Below are 18,266 nucleotides of genomic sequence, written 5' to 3'. Positions count from 1 at the left end.
GCCCTCAGTCCGGGCTGTCCCCGTGCACCGCGCCGTCCCCGCGCACCGAGCCGTGCACGTACACCGAGCCGCCGAGCTGGACGAACTCCTGGGACTTGGCGCGCATGCCGTCCACGAGCGCGGACTCGTCGTCCAGGCCGTGCTCCGCGGCGTACCGGCGCACGTCCTGGCTGATCCGCATCGAGCAGAACTTCGGCCCGCACATCGAGCAGAAGTGCGCGGTCTTGCTGGCCTCGGCCGGCAGGGTCTCGTCGTGGAATGCCTCGGCGGTGTGCGGGTCGAGGGACAGCGCGAACTGGTCGTGCCAGCGGAACTCGAAACGCGCCCTGGACAACGCGTCGTCCCAGTCGCGGGCCCCCGGGTGCCCCTTGGCGACGTCCGCGGCGTGGGCGGACAGCTTGTAGGTGACCACTGCGGTCTTGACGTCGTCCCGGTCGGGCAGCCCCAGGTGCTCCTTGGGGGTGACGTAGCACAGCATCGCCGTGCCGTGCATGGCGATCACCGCCGCACCGATCGCGGAGGTGATGTGGTCGTAGCCGGGGGCGATGTCGGTGGTCAGCGGTCCGAGCGTGTAGAACGGCGCGCCGTGGCACCACTCCTGCTGGAGGGTGACGTTCTCCGCCACGAGGTTCAGCGGCACGTGCCCTGGGCCCTCGACCATGACCTGGACGTCGTGCGACCACGCCCGCCGAGTGAGCTCGGCCAGGGTGCGCAGCTCGGCCAGCTGCGCCTCGTCGTGGGCGTCCGCCGTGCAGCCGGGCCGCAGCCCGTCGCCGAGAGAGAACGACACGTCGTACCTGGCGAAGATCTCGCACAGCTCGTCGAAGTGCGTGTAGAGGAAGTTCTCCTCGTGGTGGGCCAGGCACCAGCCGGCCATGATGGAGCCGCCGCGCGAGACGATCCCGGTGACGCGCTGCGCGGTCAGCGGCACGTACCGCAGCAGCACCCCGGCGTGGATGGTCATGTAGTCCACGCCCTGCTCGCACTGCTCGATCACGGTGTCGCGGAACACCTCCCAGGTCAGCCGGCTCGCGTCACCGCCGACCTTCTCCAGCGCCTGGTAGATCGGGACGGTGCCGACCGGGACCGGGGCGTTGCGCAGGATCCACTCCCGGGTGGTGTGGATGTCGTCGCCGGTGGACAGGTCCATCACGGTGTCCGCGCCCCACGTCACCGCCCAGGTGAGCTTGTCCACCTCCTCGGCGATCGAGCTCGTCACGGCAGAGCTGCCGATGTTGGCGTTCACCTTCACGAGGAACCGCCGGCCGATGACCATCGGCTCGGCCTCGGGGTGGTTGACGTTCGCGGGGATGATGGCCCGGCCGGCCGCCACCTCGGAGCGCACCAGCTCGACGTCGCAGCCCTCACGGATCGCGACGTACTCCATCTCCGGGGTCACGACCCCCCGGCGCGCGTAGTGCATCTGGGTGACGGTGCCGGTGCCGCGGCGGGGCCGCCACCTGGGCCCTCGCCACTGCTGCCGGCCCTCGCCGCGGCGCACGGCGGCCTTGCCGTCGTCGACGAGCTGCGGCCGGCGGCCGTCGTACTCCTCGGTGTCCCCACGCGCGGCGACCCACGCGGCGCGCAGCCGCGGCAGGCCGGCCTCCGGGTCGCCGCCGGGGCCGGCGGTGGTGTACCGGTCGAACGTCTCGCCGTTGGTCAGCGCGACCCGGGTGAACGGGACGCGCAGGTCGGGGCGGGTACCGCTGCGGTGGACGGTGCTGTGGCTGGGGTGGAGGTGCATCAGCTCTCCTGAGGGTTTCGCGGGTGAGGGTCTCGCGGGCACGTGTGGGCGACGGGGCCGTGGCCACGGCCCAGGTGCCAGCCGGCGCTGCGGCGCAGTGCTGCCGCGACGAAGGACTGGGCCGCGGCGGCGGCGTCCACCAGTGGCCGGCCCCGGCCGAGGTGGACGGCGAGGGCCGCGGAGAACGTGCACCCGGTGCCGTGGTCGCCGGTGGTGGGCACGGTGGGGTGCTCGAGGACCCGCACGTGCCCCCGGTCGTCGACGACGACGTCGCGGCAGGTGGCGGCCCCGGGGTCGCCGCCGGTGAGGACCACCGCGGGACCGAGCACGTGCAGGGCGAGAGCGACGTCCTCACCCGCCTCGTCCGGGCCGGCGCCGACGAGCCGGCGTGCCTCGTCGTCGTTCGGGGTGACGACCGTGGCCCTCGCGAGCACGTAGTCGCGGTAGGCGGCAACCACCGCCTCGTCGCCGAGCTCGGCGCCGCTGGTCGCCACGAGCACGGGGTCGACCACCAGGGGCAGGTGCGCCGGCAGGCCGGTGACGACCCTCGCGACCTGCGCGGTGCCGAGCATGCCGGTCTTGACGGCGGCGACGGGCAGGTCGCCGAGCACCGCGTCCACCTGGGCCTGGACGTCGTCGGCCGACAGCTGGACGACGCGGTGCACACCGGTGGTGTCCTGGGCGGTCACGGCGGTGACCGCGCACGTGCCGTGGGCACCGAGGGCCGCGAAGGTGGTTAGGTCGGCCGCCACGCCGGCCGCGCCGCCGGAGTCGGTCCCGGCGACGGTCAGCGCGACCAGCGGGGTGCCGGTGCCTGTCACCGGAGGACCTCCGCGATCCCGGCGAACGCGGCGGCCGGGTCGGCGGCGCGCATGACCGCTCCCATGACGGCGACGCCGTAGGCGCCGGCGTCGCGCACCGCGGCGGCGTTGCGGGCGTCGACGCCCCCGAGGGCGAACACCGGCACGTCCCCGGCCAGCCGCACCGCGCGGCGCACGCCGGCCGCTCCGAGGGGCGGGCCGTACCCCGGCTTGGACGCCGAGGCGGCGACCGGCGAGATCGTCAGGTACGCCGCTCCGCCGCCGACGGCTCGGGTGACCTCCTCGTCGTCGTGGCAGGAGCGTCCGTGGAAGGCGGCCGGCCCCGCGTCGGCAACCTGCTGTGCCGCCGCGAGGTGGACGCCCGCGGCCCCCTCCAGCCAGGTGCGTGCCGTGATCGTCGTGACCCCGGTGGCGCCGACGGCGCGGGCCAGCTCCTGGCGCTCACCGCGAGGCAGGTCCAGCTCGCGGAGCACGACGGCGCCCAGTCCCGCCTGGACGCACGCCGTCACGGCGCCGACGAGGTCGTGGCCGGCGGGCAGCTGGCGACGGTCGGTGAGGACGAGCACGCGAGGGAGCCTCACGTGCCGACCCGCCCGGCCATGGGGCTCGACGCACGGGCCGTGGCGAGCCGCGGGATGCGGCCGGCGAGCCGGGCCAGCTCGCCGGCCTCGACCGCCGCGCGCAGGGCCGCGGCCATCTGCACCGGCCGGTCCGCGCGGGTGATCGCCGTGGCGGCGAGGACGGCGTCGCAACCGAGCTCCATCGCCAGGGCGGCGTCGCTGGCGGTGCCGATGCCGGCGTCCAGGACGACGGGGACCGCCACCGCGGCGCGGACGGCCTCGATCGCGTGCGGGTCGTCGATGCCGCGGCCGGAACCGATGGGTGACCCGAGCGGCATGACGGCGGCGCACCCGACGTCCTCGAGCCGCCGGGCCACCACCGGGTCGGGGGTCGTGTAGGGCAGCACCGTGAACCCCTGGTCCACCAGCGTCTCCGCCGCGTCGAGCAGCTCGACGACGTCCGGCAGCAGACTCGTCTCGTCGCCGACGACCTCCAGCTTCACCCAGTCCGTCTGGAGCGCCTCACGGGCCAGCTGGGCGGTGAGGACGGCCTCCCGGGCGCTGAGGCACCCTGCCGTGTTGGGCACGACGCGCACCCCGGTGTCGCGCAGGGCGCCCAGGAGCCCGCCGCTGCCCTGGTCGGACGTGCGCCGGATCGACACGGTGACCAGTCCGGGGGCAGCGGCGGCGACGACGTCGCGCACCGTGCTGATGCTCGTCAACCCACCGGTGCCGACCCACAGGCGGCCGGGCAGCTCCACCCCCGCCAGCTGCATCGGGCTCACCCTCCTTGGTAGGCCGTGACGACCTCGACCACGTCTCCCGGTGACAGCCGCGTGCTGCGCCAGGAGGACGCCGGGACGACGGCACCGTTGACGGCGACCGCGACCCCCTGGGCGGAGGGCACGAGCTCGTGCAGCGTCGTGCGGTCGTCCACGACCCGCGGCTGCCCGTTGAGGGTGATCTCGAGGGTGCTCGTGGCGTCGGTGCTCATGGCGTGGTCGGTGCTCGTGGCGTGGTCGGTGCTCATGTGGTGAGGGCCCTCCCCTGACCGGTCGGTGTGACGTGCTGCGGGTCGGTGAAGCGGCTCGGGACGAAGGGCCGGGCGACGGCCGGCACGTCGGAGCCCTCGACGTGGGCCCGCACGGCCTGCGCGGTCACCGGGGCGAGCAGGACGCCGCCGCGGTAGTGGCCGACGGCGAGCACCTCGCGCACCGGGCCGCTGTGGGCGCGCGGCCCGATGAGGGGCCCGTTGTCCGGGGTGCCGGGCCGGTGCCGGGCGGTGATCTCGAGGACGCCGGCGGTCTCCAGCCCGGGGACCAGGGTCCGTGCTGCGTGCAGCAGCCGGACGACGGTGCCGAGGCCGGCGACGGGCTCGGCGTCGTGCTCCTCCTCCGACGCGCCGACGACCACCTCGCCGCCGGCGCGGGGGACGACGTAGACCGGCTGGCCGTGCACCCGGGCACGCAGCACCCGCGACGGCGGGTCACCGGCCCGCAGCCGGATCGTCTCCCCGCGCACCGGACGCACCTGCGGCGCCACGGTCCGGGCCTCGGCACCGGTGGCGACCACGACGGCGTCGCAGTCGAACCGGGTGCCGTCCGCAGTCACCACGCCGGCGGAGTCCACGGCCGCTCGCGCCGCCACGAGGCGGTCACCGAGCAGCTGCAGCAGGGCGCGCACCACCTTGCGGGGGTTGACGTTGTGGTCGTCCGGCAGGAGTGCCGCGCCGGCCACGCGGGACAGCGTGGGCTCCTGGGCCCGCACCTCTCGCGGGCCGAGCTCGTGGAAGCGCAGGCCCTCGGCTGCCAGCACCTCGAGCGAGCGTCGGACCTGCTGCAGGTCGTCGTGGTCCTGCCCGACCAGCAGCGTGCCCGCGGTGCGCAGGTCGACGTCCACACCGGAGGCCGCGCCCAGTCGCGCGGCGTACTGCGGCCACAGCCGGGCCGAGGCGACGCCGAGCCGGAGCAGGTCCGCCTCGCCGTGCCAGGCCTCCCCGGCCGGGGCCAGCATGCCGGCCGCGGCGCGGGTCGCCCCGGCGCCGGGGTCGGGGTCGAACACCCGCACCTCGTGCCCGGCGTGGGCCAGCTCCTCGGCGCAGGCGAGGCCGACGACGCCGGCGCCGATCACGGCCGCCCTCATCCGCGTGCGACGGCGTCGACGAGCCCCCTGGCGGCGAGCTCGGGCCGGGGGGACCGGCAGATGGCTGAGGCGACGGCGACGCCGTAGGCGCCGGCGGCCATCACCTCGGGGACGCGCTCGGCGGTGATGCCGGAGACGGCGATCGCGGGCAGGACGCCGGCAGCCTCACGCAGGGCGTCCAGGCCGATCGGGGCCGGCAGGCCCGTCTTCGTGGTGGTGCGGTGGACTGGTCCGACGCCGGCGTAGTCGGCGCCCTGCGCCCTGGCGTCCTCGGCGTGCCGCGCGTGCCGGCAGGTCCCGCCGACGAGGAAGCCTGGTGGGGCGAGACGCCTGGCTTCCGCGACGGGGAGGTCGTCGAGCCCGAGGTGGACGCCGTGCGCCCCCGCGGCCAGGGCGATGTCGAGCCGGTCGTTGACGATCACCGTGGCCGGCGTCCCGGCGAGACGGTCCACGAGCGCCCGGGTGAAGGCCAGGACCTCGCGGTCGGGCAGCGACTTGGCCCGGACCTGGACGGCGTCCACGCCGGCCTGGACGACCGCCTCCAGCACGGTCAGCGCCAGGGCGTCGTACGACGGGAAGTCGGTGATGCAGTGGATGCGGGGTAGCACGTCGCTCCTCACTTCCTTCGCCGGCATGACCCGGATCAGGTTCAGCGGTCGGAGCGGCTCCAGCTCCCTCTCAGCCCGATGCCTCGGACTCCCGCGGTGGAATTGCGACAAACGTAGCAGGCGGGCGGGTGGGTCGTGAAGAGGTCAGAACAGGGCGTTGGCCAGCGCCCTGCGGGCGGCGAGCACCCGCTCGTCGTCCGGGCCGACGACCTCGAACAGGTCGAGCATCCGCCGGCGGACGGTCTCCCGCTCCTCACCGGAGGTGATCCGGACGAGGTCGACGAGCCGGGTGAACGCGTCCTCGACGTGGCCGCCGAGCACGTCGAGGTCGGCGCAGCGCATGCCGGCCTCGACGTCCGTCGGGTCGTCCGCAGCGGCCCTGCGGGTGGCCTCGGGGTCCAGGTCCCGGGTCCGGGCCATCAGCTCGACCTGAGCGAGGCCCGCCCGGGCGTCGGCGTCCGCCGGGCTCTCGGCGAGCGCCCGGCGGTAGGCGTCCGCCGCAGCCTCCAGGTCGCCACGCTGGATGGCGTCGTACGCCTCCTGGTGCAGCGGGGGCAGCGGCGCCGGCTGGTCGTCGGCCTCACCGGCCTGCTCGGTGCCGTCCAGGGTGCCGGTCACGCCGTTCTCCGCGGCGACCCGCAGCAGCTCGTCGAGGACCTGGCGCACCTGCGGCTCCGGCACGGCTCCCTGGAACAGCGGGACGGGCTGGCCGCGCAGGATGGCCACGACGGTGGGGATGGACTGCACCTGGAACGCCTGGGAGATCTGCGGGTTGGCGTCGACGTCCACCTTGGCCAGCAGGAACCGGCCGCCGTACTCCTCGGCCAGCCGCTCGAGCACCGGGGACAGCTGACGGCACGGGCCGCACCAGGTGGCCCACAGGTCGACGACGACCGGCACGGTCATCGACAGCTGGACGACGTCGGCGAAGTCGGCCTCGGTGACGTCGCGGACGAACCGCCCGCCGCCGCCGGAACCCGACGACGGCGCCTGCTGGCTGAGGCGGGACAGGTCGACGGCGCCACGCAGGTCCAGGCGCGGTCCGGGCTGGCTGGGGGGCTGGGTCATCGGGGGAGGTCCTCTCCTCGGGTCCGGTTCTGCAGTGTGGTCGGTGCGGTTCGGCGCGGGACGGTGGGGGTCACGCGGGACGGTGGGGGTCAGGTGGCGGTCGCGGCGAGGACGGCGCGCTCACCGCCGAGCACCGTCACCGGCTCCGACGAGCCCTCGGGCGGGACGGCGAAGGCGACCATCTGCAACGAGGTGACCGTCGCCGCCTCGGTGGCCTCCTCGGTGCCGGCGAGCACGGCGAGGTCCTCCGGCAGCGGGAGCCGGGCGCCCTCGGCGGTGACGGCGAAGGCGCGCCTGCTCTCGATCGCCCCGAGGACGACGGCGCCCCCGTCGCTGGTGCGCAGGGCCCACACCTGCCCCTCGCGGGGGGTGTGCGCGACGTCGTAGTCGAAGAACTCGCTCACCGCCTCCCGCTCGGCCTCCTGCTCGGCGACCACCTGGGCGCGCAGGACGTCGTCGGCGAAGAACTCCGCGTGGTCGCTGTCGTCGCCGAGGGCGAGGGCGTCGGCGTAGCGTGCGACGACCTGCGCCGGAGCGGCCACCAGGCCGCTCTGCTCGGCCGGGTCGAGGGCCTGCACCGGCTCGCCGGACGGCAGCTCGGGCAGGGTCGTGCCCGGCAGCATCGTCACCCAGGCGGTCAACCGGTACATCTCCCGCGGGGACTCCTGGGTGAGCACCTGGAGCTGTGGGGCGGCGTCCGGCGCCGGACGCGAGGCGGTGAGGAACCACCGCGGCCACCCGTCGGCCTCGGGTGCGGCCGTGAGCAGCAGCTCTCCGCCGAGGTCGGGCAGCTCCGGGCGGTCCTCGAGCTGACGGCGCAGCGTGTACCGGGCGGTGCGCACCTCGAGCGCCGGACCGGTCACCCGGGACTCCAGCGGCGCGGCGTCCAGGGCCTCGTCCCCGGAGGCGACGACGTCGAGCACCCGCTCGCGCACCATGACGGCCTGCCCGTCGTCGACGACGGGCACCGGCTCGGTCACCTCGACCGGGCGCGGCTCGGGCAGGGGCTCCTGCGCGCAGCCGGCGAGCAGCGCGCCGGCGGCCAGCCCGGCCGCCGCAGCGCGAAGCACGGGGCGGCTCACCGCTGCACCTGCCGGTCGTGGCGGGGGCGGCCGGCACGCACCGGGGACAGCTCGCCGCGCACCCACATCCAGGCCAGCGCGGCGCCCCCGGTCCCCAGCAGGACGCCGCCGAGGGCGATGAGCGGGACCGACCACGGCGTAGTGACCTCCCGCGGCCACGTCAGCGTGAGCCGTGCGGGGCCGGGGACGGTGCCGTTCGTGGCGGCGAGCAGGGCCCAGCTGCCCGGCGGCGGGTCGTAGACGAACGTCGCACCACCGGTCCCGACCTCCTGCTCGGTCCACAGGTCGGAGGTGGTGCCGGGGTCCGGCACCTCCGTCTCGCCGTCCACGGTCCGGACGGCGAGCCTCTCCGGCGTCTGCAGACCGCCGATCCTGGCGTGGGCGGCGCCGTCCACCCACGCCTCGACGTCCGCGGTGCGGCCGACGGCGAGGACGACCGGGGTGTCGTTCTCACCGGCCGTGACCGTCACCGTCACCGGGCCCTCGCGCATCTCCAGCACGCCCGGCTCGGTGACGGCCAGCGGGACGTCGGAGGGCAGCGTCGCGGTGGCGCTCACCTCGTCCTCAGGCAGCCACACGGTGCGCTGGGCGATACCGACCGCGAGCACGGCGACCCCGGCCAGCGCGAGCAGCCCGGCCAGCACGGCCAGCAGGACGCGTTGCACGGGTGCTGCTCCTCGGGGTCGGGCTCGGGTCGGGCCGACGATCAGGATAGGTGGGCGTCACCAGGCCGGCGCGCCGCGGTCGGACGCGGCGGTCGGACGCCGCGGTCGGACGCCGTGACCCGGGACGGCGAACCACGGCGAACCACGGCGACGGACAGTGAGGGCACGGGCACGACTCGTCAGACCGTGGCCGGGGTGCACCGGTGAGTCTGACGTTTCCGCCACGGCCGGACGCCGCCCCACCTACCGTCGGCGAGGACGGGGCAGACGTCCCGGACCGGACGAGACGGAGGCACCAGGGTGGGCACGACGACGGACCGGCAGGCACCGGTGACCCAGCTGACAGAGGCAGCCCAGGCGAGCCCGGCGGCACCCGCGAGACGGGCGGCGGTCTTCGGCCGGGCGGGGACACAGCCCAAGCCGTGGGGGCACGAGGTGCTCTTCGCTCTGGTCGACGGGTGCTACGCCGGCAAGCTCATCACCGTGCACGCCGGTCACTGCCTGTCCTGCCAGTTCCACCGGGAGAAGGACGAGACCCTCTACGTCGTCTCCGGCCAGGGAGTCGTCGAGCACGGCCCGGACGCCGAGCGCCTGGAGGCCGTGGTGGTCCGCGCCGGCGACACCGTGCACGTCCCGGCTGGGGTGGTGCACCGGGTGGCGGCGACGACCGAGCTCGTCGTGGCCGAGTGCTCGACCGCGGCGCCGGGCTGGCGCGAGGACGTCGTCCGGCTCAGCGACGCCTACGGCCGCGCGGGTACCACGGCTCCGTGAGGGCTCCGATGCTCCGTGAGGGCTCAGAACCGGGCCGGCTCGGTGTACCCGCCCCACTCCTGCTGCAGCGCCCCGCAGATCTCACCGAGGGTGGCCTCGGCCCGCACGGCCTCCAGCATCGGCTCGACGAGGTTGCCGTCGGTGCGGGCCACCTCGACCATGCGGCGCACCGCGGCGCGCGCCGCTGCGTCGTCGCGAGCCTGCCGGCGCTGCGCCAGCACCCGGACCTGCTCGCGCTCGACCTCGTGACTGACGCGCAGGATCTCCAGCTCGCGAGCCGTCGTCTGCGTGTGGCAGTTGACCCCGACGATCTTCTTGTCGCCCTTCTCCAGCGCGGTCTGGTAGGCGAAGGCCGCGTCGGCGATCTCGCCGGTGAACCAGCCGTCCTCGATGCCGCGCAGGATCCCGGACGTCATCGGCCCGATCTCGTGCTCCACGACCCCGTCGGCGTTCGGCGTCCGGCCCTGCTCCCCCATCCGGCGGATTCGCTCGAAGATGCGCTCGGCCTCGGCCTCGAGCCGGTCCGTGAGCGCCTCGACGTACCAGGACCCGCCGAGAGGGTCGGCGACGTTCGTGACACCGGTCTCCTCCATCAGCACCTGCTGGGTCCGCAGCGCGACCTCCGCCGACTCCTCGGTCGGCAGGGCGAGGGTCTCGTCAAGAGCGTTGGTGTGCAACGAGTTCGTGCCGCCGAGAACGGCGGCGAGCGCCTCCACCGCCGTCCGGACGACGTTGTTCATCGGCTGCTGGGCGGTGAGTGACACACCGGCCGTCTGGGTGTGGAAGCGCAGCCACTGCGCCTTGTCGGTCCTGGCGCCGTAGACGTCTCGCAGCCAGCGGGCCCAGATGCGCCGGGCCGCACGGAACTTCGCGATCTCCTCGAAGAAGTCGACGTGCGCGTCGAAGAAGAAGGACAGTCCGGGGGCGAACACGTCGACGTCCATGCCGCGCGAGAGCCCGAGCTCCACGTAGGCGAAGCCGTCGGCGAGCGTGTACGCCAGCTCCTGGGCCGCCGTGGAGCCGGCCTCGCGGATGTGGTAGCCGGACACCGAGAGCGGCTTGTACGCGGGGATGTTGGCCGCGCAGTACTCCATCAGGTCGCCGATGAGACGCAGGTGCGGCTCCGGCGGGAACAGCCACTCCTTCTGCGCGATGTACTCCTTGAAGATGTCCGTCTGCAGGGTGCCGTTGAGGGTGCGGATGTCGACACCCTGCCGCTCGGCGGCGACCAGGTACATGCAGAACACGGGGACGGCGGGCCCGGAGATCGTCATCGACGTGGTGACGTCCCCGAGCGGGATGCCGTCGAACAGCACGTCCATGTCCGCCGCGCTGTCGACCGCGACGCCGCAGTGCCCGACCTCGCCGAGACTGCGCGGGTCGTCGGAGTCGCGGCCCATGAGGGTCGGCATGTCGAAGGCCACGGACAGGCCGCCACCGCCGCGCTCGAGGATCATCCGGTAGCGCTCGTTGGTCTGCCGCGCGTTGCCGAACCCGGCGAACTGCCGGATGGTCCAGGTGCGACCGCGGTAGCCGGTGGCGTACAGGCCGCGGGTGAACGGGAACTCCCCGGGCCAGCCGATCCGGTCCATCCGCGGGTCGCTCGCACCCTCCGGCGGCCCGTAGACCGGGTCGACGTCCGTCCCCGACAGCGTGGTGAAGTCCGCGTCCCGGACCTTTCCGCTCGCCAGCGCGGCGTCGTACCGCTCCTGCCAGCGACGTCGTCCGGCCTCGATCTGCTCCGCGTCCATGCCGCCAGGTTACTCGGACGTCCGACTATCCGGGAAGTCTCCGGCGCCGATCCGCACCAGCCGCAGCAGCCCAGTGAGGTCGGCGCGCTGCCGGGCGTCCAGGGCCTCCAGGCCGAACTCGATCGCGTGCAGGCGCTCGGTCGCCCGCGCGGCGACGTCCCGGCCGGACGGCGTGATCCTCGCCAGCGTGCCGCGCCCGTCACGAGGGTTGGGCACCCGCTCGACGAACCCGGAGGCCTCCAGGCGGTCGACGATGTTCGTGACGCTCGTCGGGTGCACCATCAGGCGCTCGCCCACCTTGGACAGCGGCAGCTCGCCGGCCGAGCTGAACACCAGCAGGACGAGTGCCTCGTAGCGGGCGAACGTCAGCCCGAGCGGTTTGAGGACGGCGTCGAACCGGGCCAGCAGGAGCTGCTGGACGCGCATCACCGACGTGGCCGCGGCCATCGCGTCGTGCGGGCTGTCGGCGCCCCAGTGCTGGCACCACAGCTCCTCGGCGCGGGCGACCGGGTCGAACGCGAGCCTGGGCCTGGGCACGGCCGTCACCGTACCCGCGGTTGCTGGAGGCCAGCACTCAGCGGACGAGCCGGACCTCCACCATGTTCTCCCACGCCTCGACCGTCTCGCGGGCACCGTCGGGCTCAAAACCGTTGCGCCGGTAGAAGGCTCGTGCGCGAGGGTTGTCCTCGGCGACCCAGAGAAACGCCGGCGCATCCGCGAGTGCGGCGTCCAGCAGGCCCTGCCCGAGACCGGTGCCGTGGTGCGTGGCGAGCAGGTAGATGACCTTGAGCTCCAGTGGTCGCGGAGCGGCGCCGTCGTCGTGCCGCCGGACTGCGCTGAAGCCGACGACCTCGCCGGCGGACTCGGCGACGTGGACCCGGCCCGGGCTCTGGTCAAGGACGCGACGCCACATCGCCTCTCGCTCCGCCGGGTCCTGGGCGTCGAGGAATGCCGCCGACAGCAGGCCCGCATACGTCTCCCGCCAGCTCGTCAGGTGCACGCGCGCGATCCCTGGTGCGTCCTCAGGGCGTGCCGGCCGGATGCCCTCCACGGCCACAGTGGATCACGATCCGGTCTCGACGGGAACCGCCGCGAGGTGGCCGGCGTCACAGCGGTGCCCGTCGTCGAGGAGGAGCCCCATGAGCAGCCCGACCGATCCTGTCCCGGACGACCGGCGCCGTCGCGTGACCCGACGGGCCGCGGTCGCCGTCGCGGCCGCCACCGCCGGGCTTCTCGTCGTCCCGGCCCTCACCGGCACCGAACCGGAGGCCGCCGCCGCCGAGCTCGTGCCGTTCACCGGCTGCGACGACGTCGAGCAGTGGTACCGGGACCAGGCACTCGACCTGGTCGGGCCGTGGGGCCTGCAGGGACCCGACGCCGGCGGCAGCTGGCTCGGGCGCGTGCTCGGCGCGCCGGGCGGTCAGGACGACGCGCTCGCGGGCATCGCCGAGGACGCCGCCGAGAGCGCCGGCGAGGCCGCCGACGGGGCCACCGGCGGCGCCGTCGGCCCGGGCGAGACGGGCACCAACGTCCAGGAGCAGGGCGTCGACGAGCCGGACCTGGTCAAGACGGACGGTCGCCGGGTCGTGACCCTGTCCGGCAACGCGGTGCACGTGGTCGACACCGACGGCGGGCGGCTGCGCTCGACCGGCTCGGTGTCCCTCGACGGGCAGTGGCTCAGCGAGCTGCTGCTGCTCGGAGACCGCGCCCTCGTCGTCGGCCAGCGCGAGCCGCAGCCGGTCGAGCCGGCGCCGCTGCCCGAACCCGGCCTGCCCGAGCCGAGCGAGGACGGCGGCTCCGACGCCGTGGTGCCCTCACCGCCACCCGTCGAGTCGTGGGCGCCGACGACCGTGCTGTCCGTCCTCGACCTGACGGCCGACGGTGGTCCCCGCCTCGTGCGCACCGAGGAGGTCGAGGCGTCCTACCTGTCCGCGCGCGTGGTCGGCGACGCCGTCCGCGTCGTCCTGGGGTCGACACCGGCCATCCCGTTCCCCCAGCCGGAGTACGACGCCGACGGCAGCATCGACGAGGACGCCGCGGAGGAGGCGAACCGGGCGGCGATCGAGAGCATGACCGCCGTCGAGTGGCTGCCGCAGCGCGTCGTCCGGGACGCCGACGGCTCGGTGCTGTCCCGCGAGCCCGCGGTGGACTGCGCCTCCCTGGCCCACCCCGTGGACCCGGCGGGCCTCGGCACCGTCACCGTGCTGACGCTGGACGCCGGTGCGGCCGACGTCCCGACGGTGGACACCGACGCCGTGTCGGCGGACGGCGGCATGGTCTACGCCTCGGCCGACCGGCTGTACGTCGCCACCACCCGTGGCGGCTGGGGCTTCCCGGTGCCGGTCGACGTCCGCATCGGGACGACCGTGGTGTCGAGCTCGACACAGCTGCACGGCTTCGACATCACCGACCCGGCGCGCACCGAGTACCTCGGGTCGGGCTCGGTGCCCGGCTGGCTGCTCGGCCGCTGGGCGATGAGCGCGCAGGACGGCATGCTGCGCGTGGCCACCACCGCGGAGTCGGCCGAGCACGGCACCGAGGCCGTCGTCACCGTGCTCGCCGAGCGCGACGGGGATCTGGTCGAGACCGGCTCGGTCGGCGGGCTGGGCAAGGGTGAGGAGATCCGCGCCGTCCGCTGGTTCGGCGACCTCGCCGTCGTCGTGACGTTCCGGCAGACCGACCCGCTGTACACCGTCGACCTGTCCGACCCGGCCGCCCCGGCCGTGGTCGGGGAGCTGAAGATCCCCGGCTACTCGGCGTACCTGCACCCCCTCGGCGACGACCTGCTGCTCGGGGTGGGCCAGGACGCGACCGAGACCGGCCAGGTCACCGGGGCGCAGGTATCGTCGTTCGACCTGCGCGACCTGGCGGCGCCGGCGCGGATCGACACACTCACCTACCGCGACGCGTGGACGGACGTCGAGGGCGAGTCCCGCGCCTTCAGCTACCTGCCGGAACGCCGGCTCGCGCTGCTGCCGCTCGCGGCGGGCGGCAGCAGCGGCATCGTCGGGGTGTCGGTCGCCCGCGACGGCACCCTGACCGAGACCGGCCGCTGGACGACGGACCGCGAGGCGTGGGTGCTGCGCGCCACGCCGGTCGGTGAGCGCGTCGTCGTCCTCGCCGAGGGTGCCGGTGACGGTGGCCGGACCCTGACCCTGCTGGCGGTGGACGGCCTCACCGAGCTCGACACCCTCCCCCTCCCCCCTCGGTGATCACTCCCCTGTTCGTGATCATGCAATCCCGCCACCCCCACGCCCGCCGCCTGCCCGGACCACGCCGCGCCGGGACCGCTACCGTGCGTCCGTGGCGCGATCGACAGCGCCCGGACGCCGCGGTCCGGGCAGGGAGGAGCTCCTCCGCTACGTCGGCGCCACCGTCCCGCCCGTCGCCGCGCCCGGTCTGCGGGTCCTCTTCTGCGGCATCAATCCAGGACTGTGGACGGCGTGGACCGGGTTCCACTTCGCCCGTCCGGGGAACCGGTTCTGGCCGGCACTGCACCGCTCCGGGTTCACACCGCGGCAGCTGGCGCCCGCCGAGCAGCACGAGCTCCTCGGCCTCGGCCTGGGCGTCACGAACGTCGTGGAGCGGGCGACCGCGACGGCGGCCGAGCTCACGAAGCAGGAGATCCGGGCGGGCGGCGAACGACTCGTCGCCGACGTCCAGCGATGGGCCCCACGGTTCGTCGCCGTGCTGGGAGTCACGACGTACCGCACGGCGTTCGACGACCGGACGGCGTCGGTGGGGCCGCAGGAGCGGCGGCTCGCCGGCGCGCGGGTGTGGCTGCTCCCGAACCCCAGCGGCCTCAACGCCCACTACTCGCTCGACGCGCTGAGCGACCGGCTGGCGGAGCTGCGACGTGCGGTCGAGGGCTGAAGCAGCCTCAGTCCAGGCACAGGCAGAACGGGTGCCCGGCGGGGTCGAGGAACACCCGGAACGTCGTCCCCGGCTGGTGGGCGTGCCGTGTCGCGCCGAGCGCCACGACCGCCCGTTCGGCGGCGTCCAGGTCGTCGACGACGACGTCGAGGTGCATCTGCTGCGGCAGGTCCTGGCCCGGCCACTGCGGTGCCCGGTAGTCCGTCACCTGCTGGAAGGACAGGCACTGGCTGCCGTCGGCCGGGCGGACGTCGGCCCAGTCGTCGCCGGCCTCCACCGTCCAGCCGAGCAGCTCGGCGTAGAAGCGTGCCAGGACGGCGGGGTCCGGGCAGTCGAGGACGACGGACGGCGAGCGGGCGACAGCCATGTCCGGAAGGTAGCCGAGCCGGCGGGACGGGGCTAGAGCCGCGCGGACGTCATGGGGGCACCGGCGACCGGGTCAAGGGAGATCCTCGCCCCCCATCCGTGATCATGCAATCCCGCCACCCCACCCCGACCCGCCCCCGACACCAGCTGACCCCTATGGCGCGCCAGCGAGCGCGACCCGACGACCAGCAGCGCTGACGACCAGCCACGACCGGGCTACCGGCCTGGACCCGTTTCGCCCTCGGCCCGCTCCAGCGCGGCCTCGAGCCGGTCGAGCTTGCCCTGCAGCTCACCGGTGCGGCCGGGGCGGATGTCGGCCTTGAGCACGAGCGAGACCCGGTTGCCGTGCCGCCCGACCGCCTCACAGGCGCGCCGGACGACGTCCATGCACTCGTCCCACTCCCCCTCGATGCTGGTGAACATGGCGTCGGTCCGGTTCGGCAGTCCCGACTCCCGGACCACGCGGACGGCGTCCGCGACGGCGGCGCTGACGGAGTCACCGGTTCCGGACGGTGCGACGGAGAACGCGACGATCATGCGCCTCACTCTGCCAGGAAGTTGCCACCCTCGGCGGCTGTGACGGCCGACGGACCGACCGTACGGCCCCGCGAGGTCAGCCTGCGACCGCGGCGACGAGGCGGTCGGCGGCTGTGTACGGGTCGAGATCACCTGCGACGACCTGCTCGGCGAGGTCGTCCAGACCGCGCCCCGAGCGCAGGTCGCCGATCCGCTCGCGCAACGCGGTGACGGCCAGCGCCTCGATCTCGTCAGCCGCGCGCCGGTGCCGGCGTCGTCCGAGCTCCCCGCTGGACTGCAGCCAGTCCCAGTGCTTGTCCAGAGCCTCCATGACGTCGTCCACCCCCTCGGACCGGGACGCGACCGACTTGACCACCGGCGGGCGCCAGTCCCCGGCCTGACGCCGCTCGCCGAGCGAGATCATGCCGCGGATGTCCCGCACGGTGGCGTCCGCACCCTCCCGATCGGCCTTGTTGACGACGAACACGTCGCCGATCTCGAGGATCCCCGCCTTGGCGGCCTGGACGCCGTCCCCCATCCCGGGCGCGAGCAGGACGACGGTCGTGTCCGCCGTCCGGGCAACCTCCACCTCGCTCTGCCCGACACCCACCGTCTCGACGAGGACGACGTCGCAGCCGCAGGCGTCGAGCACCCGAAGCGCCTGCGGGGTCGACCAGGCCAGACCACCGAGGTGGCCGCGGCTCGCCATGGAGCGGATGTAGACCTCGCGGTCCAGGACGTGGTCCTGCATCCGGATCCGGTCCCCGAGCAGCGCACCGCCGGAGAACGGGGACGACGGGTCCACCGCGAGGATCCCGACCCTCAGGTCCCGGGCACGCAGAGCCGAGACGATCATGGACGTGGTCGTCGACTTGCCCACTCCCGGGGAGCCGGTCAGCCCGATCACCCATGCCCGCCCGGTGTGCGGGGCGAGCGCGGCCATCACCTCCCGCAGCTGCGGTGAGGCGTCCTCGACCAGAGAGATGAGACGGGCGACCGCCCGCGGTGAGCCCTCCCGCGCGCGTCGGACCAGGTCGTCGATCGAGAGGTCGGCGCGGGCACCGGCCGCCAAGCTCAGGACCTCGGCACGCGGACGACGAGAGCGTCGCCCTGACCGCCCCCGCCGCACAGCGCCGCGACCCCGGTTCCGCCGCCCCGCCGCTGCAGCTCCAGTGCGAGATGCAGGGTGATCCGGGCGCCGGACATGCCGATCGGGTGGCCCATGGCGATGGCACCGCCGTTGACGTTGACCTTCTCCGGGTCGAGGTCCAGCTCCTTGATGCTGGCCAGACCGACCGCAGCAAACGCCTCGTTGATCTCCACGAGGTCGAGGTCGGCGGGGGTGATGCCCTCCTTGGCGCAGGCCGCCTCGATGGCGCGCGACGGCTGGCTCTGCAGGGTCGAGTCCGGGCCGGCCACGACACCGTGCGCGCCGATCTCGGCCAGCCACGACAGGCCGAGCTCGGTGGCCTTCTCCTTGCTCATCACGACGACGGCGGCAGCGCCGTCCGAGATCTGGGAGGCGGACCCGGCGGTGATCGTGCCGTCGGGGCGGAAGGCGGGCTTGAGACGCGCCAGGGACTCGACCGTCGTGTCCTCGCGGATGCCCTCGTCGTAGCGGAACTCGACCGGGTCCCCCTTGCGCTGCGGGATGTGCACCGGGACGACCTCGTCGTCGAACAGGCCGTTCTTCCACGCCTGCGCGGCGAGCTGGTGGCTGCGGGCGGAGAACGCGTCCTGCTCCTCGCGGGAGAACTCCCGGTCGGCGCAGTTGGCACCCTCGGTGAGCCCGCCCATCGCCTGGTCGGTGAACACGTCCCACAGGCCGTCGTAGGCCATGTGGTCGCGCACCGTGACGTCGCCGTACTTGTAGCCGGACCGCGACTTCTCCAGCAGGTGCGGCGCCTGCGTCATCGACTCCTGGCCGCCGGCCACGACGACGTCGAACTCGCCGGCGCGGATCAGCTGGTCGGCCAGCGCGATGGCGTCGATCCCCGACAGGCAGACCTTGTTGACGGTCAGGGCCGGGACGGTCATCGGGATACCCGCCTTGACCGCGGCCTGGCGGGCCGGGATCTGCCCGGCACCGGCGGTCAGCACCTGCCCCATGATCACGTAGTCGACCTGGTCGGGCGCCACGCCGGCCTTGTCCAAGGCGCCCTTGATGGCGACGCCGCCGAGGTCGCTGCCGGAGAAGTCCTTGAGCGAGCCGAGCAGCCGCCCCATCGGGGTGCGGGCGCCGGCGACGATGACGCTGGTGCGGGGGCTGGTCACGGGTACCTCCTGGGCGGGCACGTCA

20 protein-coding genes and 1 riboswitch are annotated in these 18,266 nt (G+C 74.3%); of the genes, 3 read left to right on the top strand and 17 right to left on the bottom strand.

The features are described from left to right. Positions 1-4 precede the first annotated feature (4 nt). The 10 genes from thiC to HJG43_03880 form a co-directional block, all read right to left on the bottom strand. Complete coding sequence (thiC, locus tag HJG43_03925) at positions 5-1,744, bottom strand: phosphomethylpyrimidine synthase ThiC (protein UER53843.1); 1,740 nt, start codon at positions 1,742-1,744, stop codon at positions 5-7. Next, a complete protein-coding gene (gene thiD / locus HJG43_03920; protein UER53842.1) occupies positions 1,744-2,565 on the bottom strand; it encodes a bifunctional hydroxymethylpyrimidine kinase/phosphomethylpyrimidine kinase in 822 nt (273 codons plus the stop codon). Before thiD ends, thiC begins: the two co-directional genes overlap by 1 nt. Further along, positions 2,562-3,146 carry a thiamine phosphate synthase gene (locus HJG43_03915; GenBank protein ID UER53841.1) on the bottom strand — a complete coding sequence of 195 codons (585 nt, stop codon included), beginning with the start codon at positions 3,144-3,146 and terminating at the stop codon, positions 2,562-2,564. Before HJG43_03915 ends, thiD begins: the two co-directional genes overlap by 4 nt. Then, complete coding sequence (locus HJG43_03910; GenBank protein UER53840.1) at positions 3,143-3,901, bottom strand: thiazole synthase; 759 nt, start codon at positions 3,899-3,901, stop codon at positions 3,143-3,145. The genes HJG43_03915 and HJG43_03910 overlap by 4 nt, the downstream gene beginning before the upstream one ends. Positions 3,902-3,906: 5 nt before the next feature. Continuing rightward, positions 3,907-4,119: a sulfur carrier protein ThiS gene (gene thiS, locus HJG43_03905; protein ID UER55686.1), complete on the bottom strand. Its 213-nt coding sequence runs from the start codon at positions 4,117-4,119 to the stop codon at positions 3,907-3,909. Between the two features lie 32 nt (positions 4,120-4,151). Further along, positions 4,152-5,267, bottom strand: a complete 1,116-nt coding sequence (gene thiO, locus HJG43_03900) for a glycine oxidase ThiO (protein UER53839.1) — start codon at positions 5,265-5,267, stop codon at positions 4,152-4,154. After that, complete coding sequence (gene thiE / locus HJG43_03895) at positions 5,264-5,875, bottom strand: thiamine phosphate synthase (GenBank protein ID UER53838.1); 612 nt, start codon at positions 5,873-5,875, stop codon at positions 5,264-5,266. Before thiE ends, thiO begins: the two co-directional genes overlap by 4 nt. After that, a riboswitch (TPP riboswitch) is annotated at positions 5,870-5,980 on the bottom strand. Its footprint overlaps the gene before it by 6 nt. A gap of 39 nt (positions 5,981-6,019) precedes the next feature. Then, positions 6,020-6,943: a tetratricopeptide repeat protein gene (locus HJG43_03890; protein ID UER53837.1), complete on the bottom strand. Its 924-nt coding sequence runs from the start codon at positions 6,941-6,943 to the stop codon at positions 6,020-6,022. Between the two features lie 89 nt (positions 6,944-7,032). Further along, on the bottom strand, positions 7,033-8,025 hold the full coding sequence (locus tag HJG43_03885) for a hypothetical protein (GenBank protein UER53836.1): 993 nt from the start codon (positions 8,023-8,025) through the stop codon (positions 7,033-7,035). Then, positions 8,022-8,690 (bottom strand): hypothetical protein, encoded by a 669-nt coding sequence (locus HJG43_03880; protein UER53835.1) that lies wholly within the window; start codon positions 8,688-8,690, stop codon positions 8,022-8,024. The genes HJG43_03885 and HJG43_03880 overlap by 4 nt, the downstream gene beginning before the upstream one ends. Positions 8,691-9,029: 339 nt before the next feature. On the opposite strand from HJG43_03880, the gene HJG43_03875 reads away from it, so the two are divergent. Continuing rightward, complete coding sequence (locus HJG43_03875; protein ID UER55685.1) at positions 9,030-9,461, top strand: cupin domain-containing protein; 432 nt, start codon at positions 9,030-9,032, stop codon at positions 9,459-9,461. Positions 9,462-9,484: 23 nt separating this feature from the next. On the opposite strand, the gene HJG43_03870 is transcribed toward HJG43_03875, so the two are convergent. The 3 genes from HJG43_03870 to HJG43_03860 are packed head-to-tail and all read right to left on the bottom strand — an operon-like array spanning position 9,485 to position 12,254. Next, a complete protein-coding gene (locus HJG43_03870; GenBank protein ID UER53834.1) occupies positions 9,485-11,212 on the bottom strand; it encodes a methylmalonyl-CoA mutase in 1,728 nt (575 codons plus the stop codon). A gap of 9 nt (positions 11,213-11,221) precedes the next feature. Continuing rightward, positions 11,222-11,749, bottom strand: a complete 528-nt coding sequence (locus tag HJG43_03865; protein ID UER53833.1) for a MarR family transcriptional regulator — start codon at positions 11,747-11,749, stop codon at positions 11,222-11,224. Between the two features lie 37 nt (positions 11,750-11,786). Further along, positions 11,787-12,254 carry a GNAT family N-acetyltransferase gene (locus HJG43_03860; GenBank protein ID UER55684.1) on the bottom strand — a complete coding sequence of 156 codons (468 nt, stop codon included), beginning with the start codon at positions 12,252-12,254 and terminating at the stop codon, positions 11,787-11,789. Between the two features lie 97 nt (positions 12,255-12,351). On the opposite strand from HJG43_03860, the gene HJG43_03855 reads away from it, so the two are divergent. Next, positions 12,352-14,424 (top strand): hypothetical protein, encoded by a 2,073-nt coding sequence (locus HJG43_03855; GenBank protein ID UER53832.1) that lies wholly within the window; start codon positions 12,352-12,354, stop codon positions 14,422-14,424. 91 nt (positions 14,425-14,515) lie between these two features. After that, the gene (gene mug / locus HJG43_03850; protein UER53831.1) at positions 14,516-15,085 is read left to right on the top strand and encodes a G/U mismatch-specific DNA glycosylase; all 570 of its coding nucleotides are present in this window, start codon (positions 14,516-14,518) and stop codon (positions 15,083-15,085) included. Positions 15,086-15,092: 7 nt separating this feature from the next. Here the strand turns inward: mug and HJG43_03845 are convergent, their stop codons facing one another. The 4 genes from HJG43_03845 to HJG43_03830 form a co-directional block, all read right to left on the bottom strand. Continuing rightward, the gene (locus tag HJG43_03845; GenBank protein ID UER53830.1) at positions 15,093-15,452 is read right to left on the bottom strand and encodes a VOC family protein; all 360 of its coding nucleotides are present in this window, start codon (positions 15,450-15,452) and stop codon (positions 15,093-15,095) included. Positions 15,453-15,667: 215 nt separating this feature from the next. Further along, positions 15,668-15,988, bottom strand: a complete 321-nt coding sequence (locus HJG43_03840) for a thiamine-binding protein (GenBank protein ID UER53829.1) — start codon at positions 15,986-15,988, stop codon at positions 15,668-15,670. A 76-nt stretch (positions 15,989-16,064) separates the two neighbouring features. Continuing rightward, positions 16,065-17,009 (bottom strand): methylmalonyl Co-A mutase-associated GTPase MeaB, encoded by a 945-nt coding sequence (gene meaB, locus HJG43_03835; GenBank protein UER55683.1) that lies wholly within the window; start codon positions 17,007-17,009, stop codon positions 16,065-16,067. Between the two features lie 32 nt (positions 17,010-17,041). After that, positions 17,042-18,241 (bottom strand): acetyl-CoA C-acetyltransferase, encoded by a 1,200-nt coding sequence (locus HJG43_03830; protein ID UER53828.1) that lies wholly within the window; start codon positions 18,239-18,241, stop codon positions 17,042-17,044. Positions 18,242-18,266: the final 25 nt, after the last annotated feature.

The sequence above is a fragment of the Kineosporiaceae bacterium SCSIO 59966 genome (assembly GCA_020881835.1).
Classification (GTDB): Bacteria; Actinomycetota; Actinomycetes; order Actinomycetales; family SCSIO-59966; genus SCSIO-59966.
Note: the sequence above shows the minus strand (reverse complement) of the source record. Positions and strands in the feature narration are given on the sequence as shown.

What these genes read in the sequence shown, in the direction of transcription:
- thiC (UER53843.1), bottom strand. Translation starts at nt 1,744, where the DNA reads ATGCACCTCCACCCCAGCCACAGCACCGTCCACCGCAGCGGTACCCGC.
- HJG43_03910 (UER53840.1), bottom strand. Translation starts at nt 3,901, where the DNA reads ATGCAGCTGGCGGGGGTGGAGCTGCCCGGCCGCCTGTGGGTCGGCACC.
- thiS (UER55686.1), bottom strand. Translation starts at nt 4,119, where the DNA reads ATGAGCACCGACGCCACGAGCACCCTCGAGATCACCCTCAACGGGCAG.
- thiO (UER53839.1), bottom strand. Translation starts at nt 5,267, where the DNA reads ATGAGGGCGGCCGTGATCGGCGCCGGCGTCGTCGGCCTCGCCTGCGCC.
- HJG43_03890 (UER53837.1), bottom strand. Translation starts at nt 6,943, where the DNA reads ATGACCCAGCCCCCCAGCCAGCCCGGACCGCGCCTGGACCTGCGTGGC.
- HJG43_03870 (UER53834.1), bottom strand. Translation starts at nt 11,212, where the DNA reads ATGGACGCGGAGCAGATCGAGGCCGGACGACGTCGCTGGCAGGAGCGG.
- HJG43_03855 (UER53832.1), top strand. Translation starts at nt 12,352, where the DNA reads ATGAGCAGCCCGACCGATCCTGTCCCGGACGACCGGCGCCGTCGCGTG.
- HJG43_03845 (UER53830.1), bottom strand. Translation starts at nt 15,452, where the DNA reads ATGGCTGTCGCCCGCTCGCCGTCCGTCGTCCTCGACTGCCCGGACCCC.
- HJG43_03840 (UER53829.1), bottom strand. Translation starts at nt 15,988, where the DNA reads ATGATCGTCGCGTTCTCCGTCGCACCGTCCGGAACCGGTGACTCCGTC.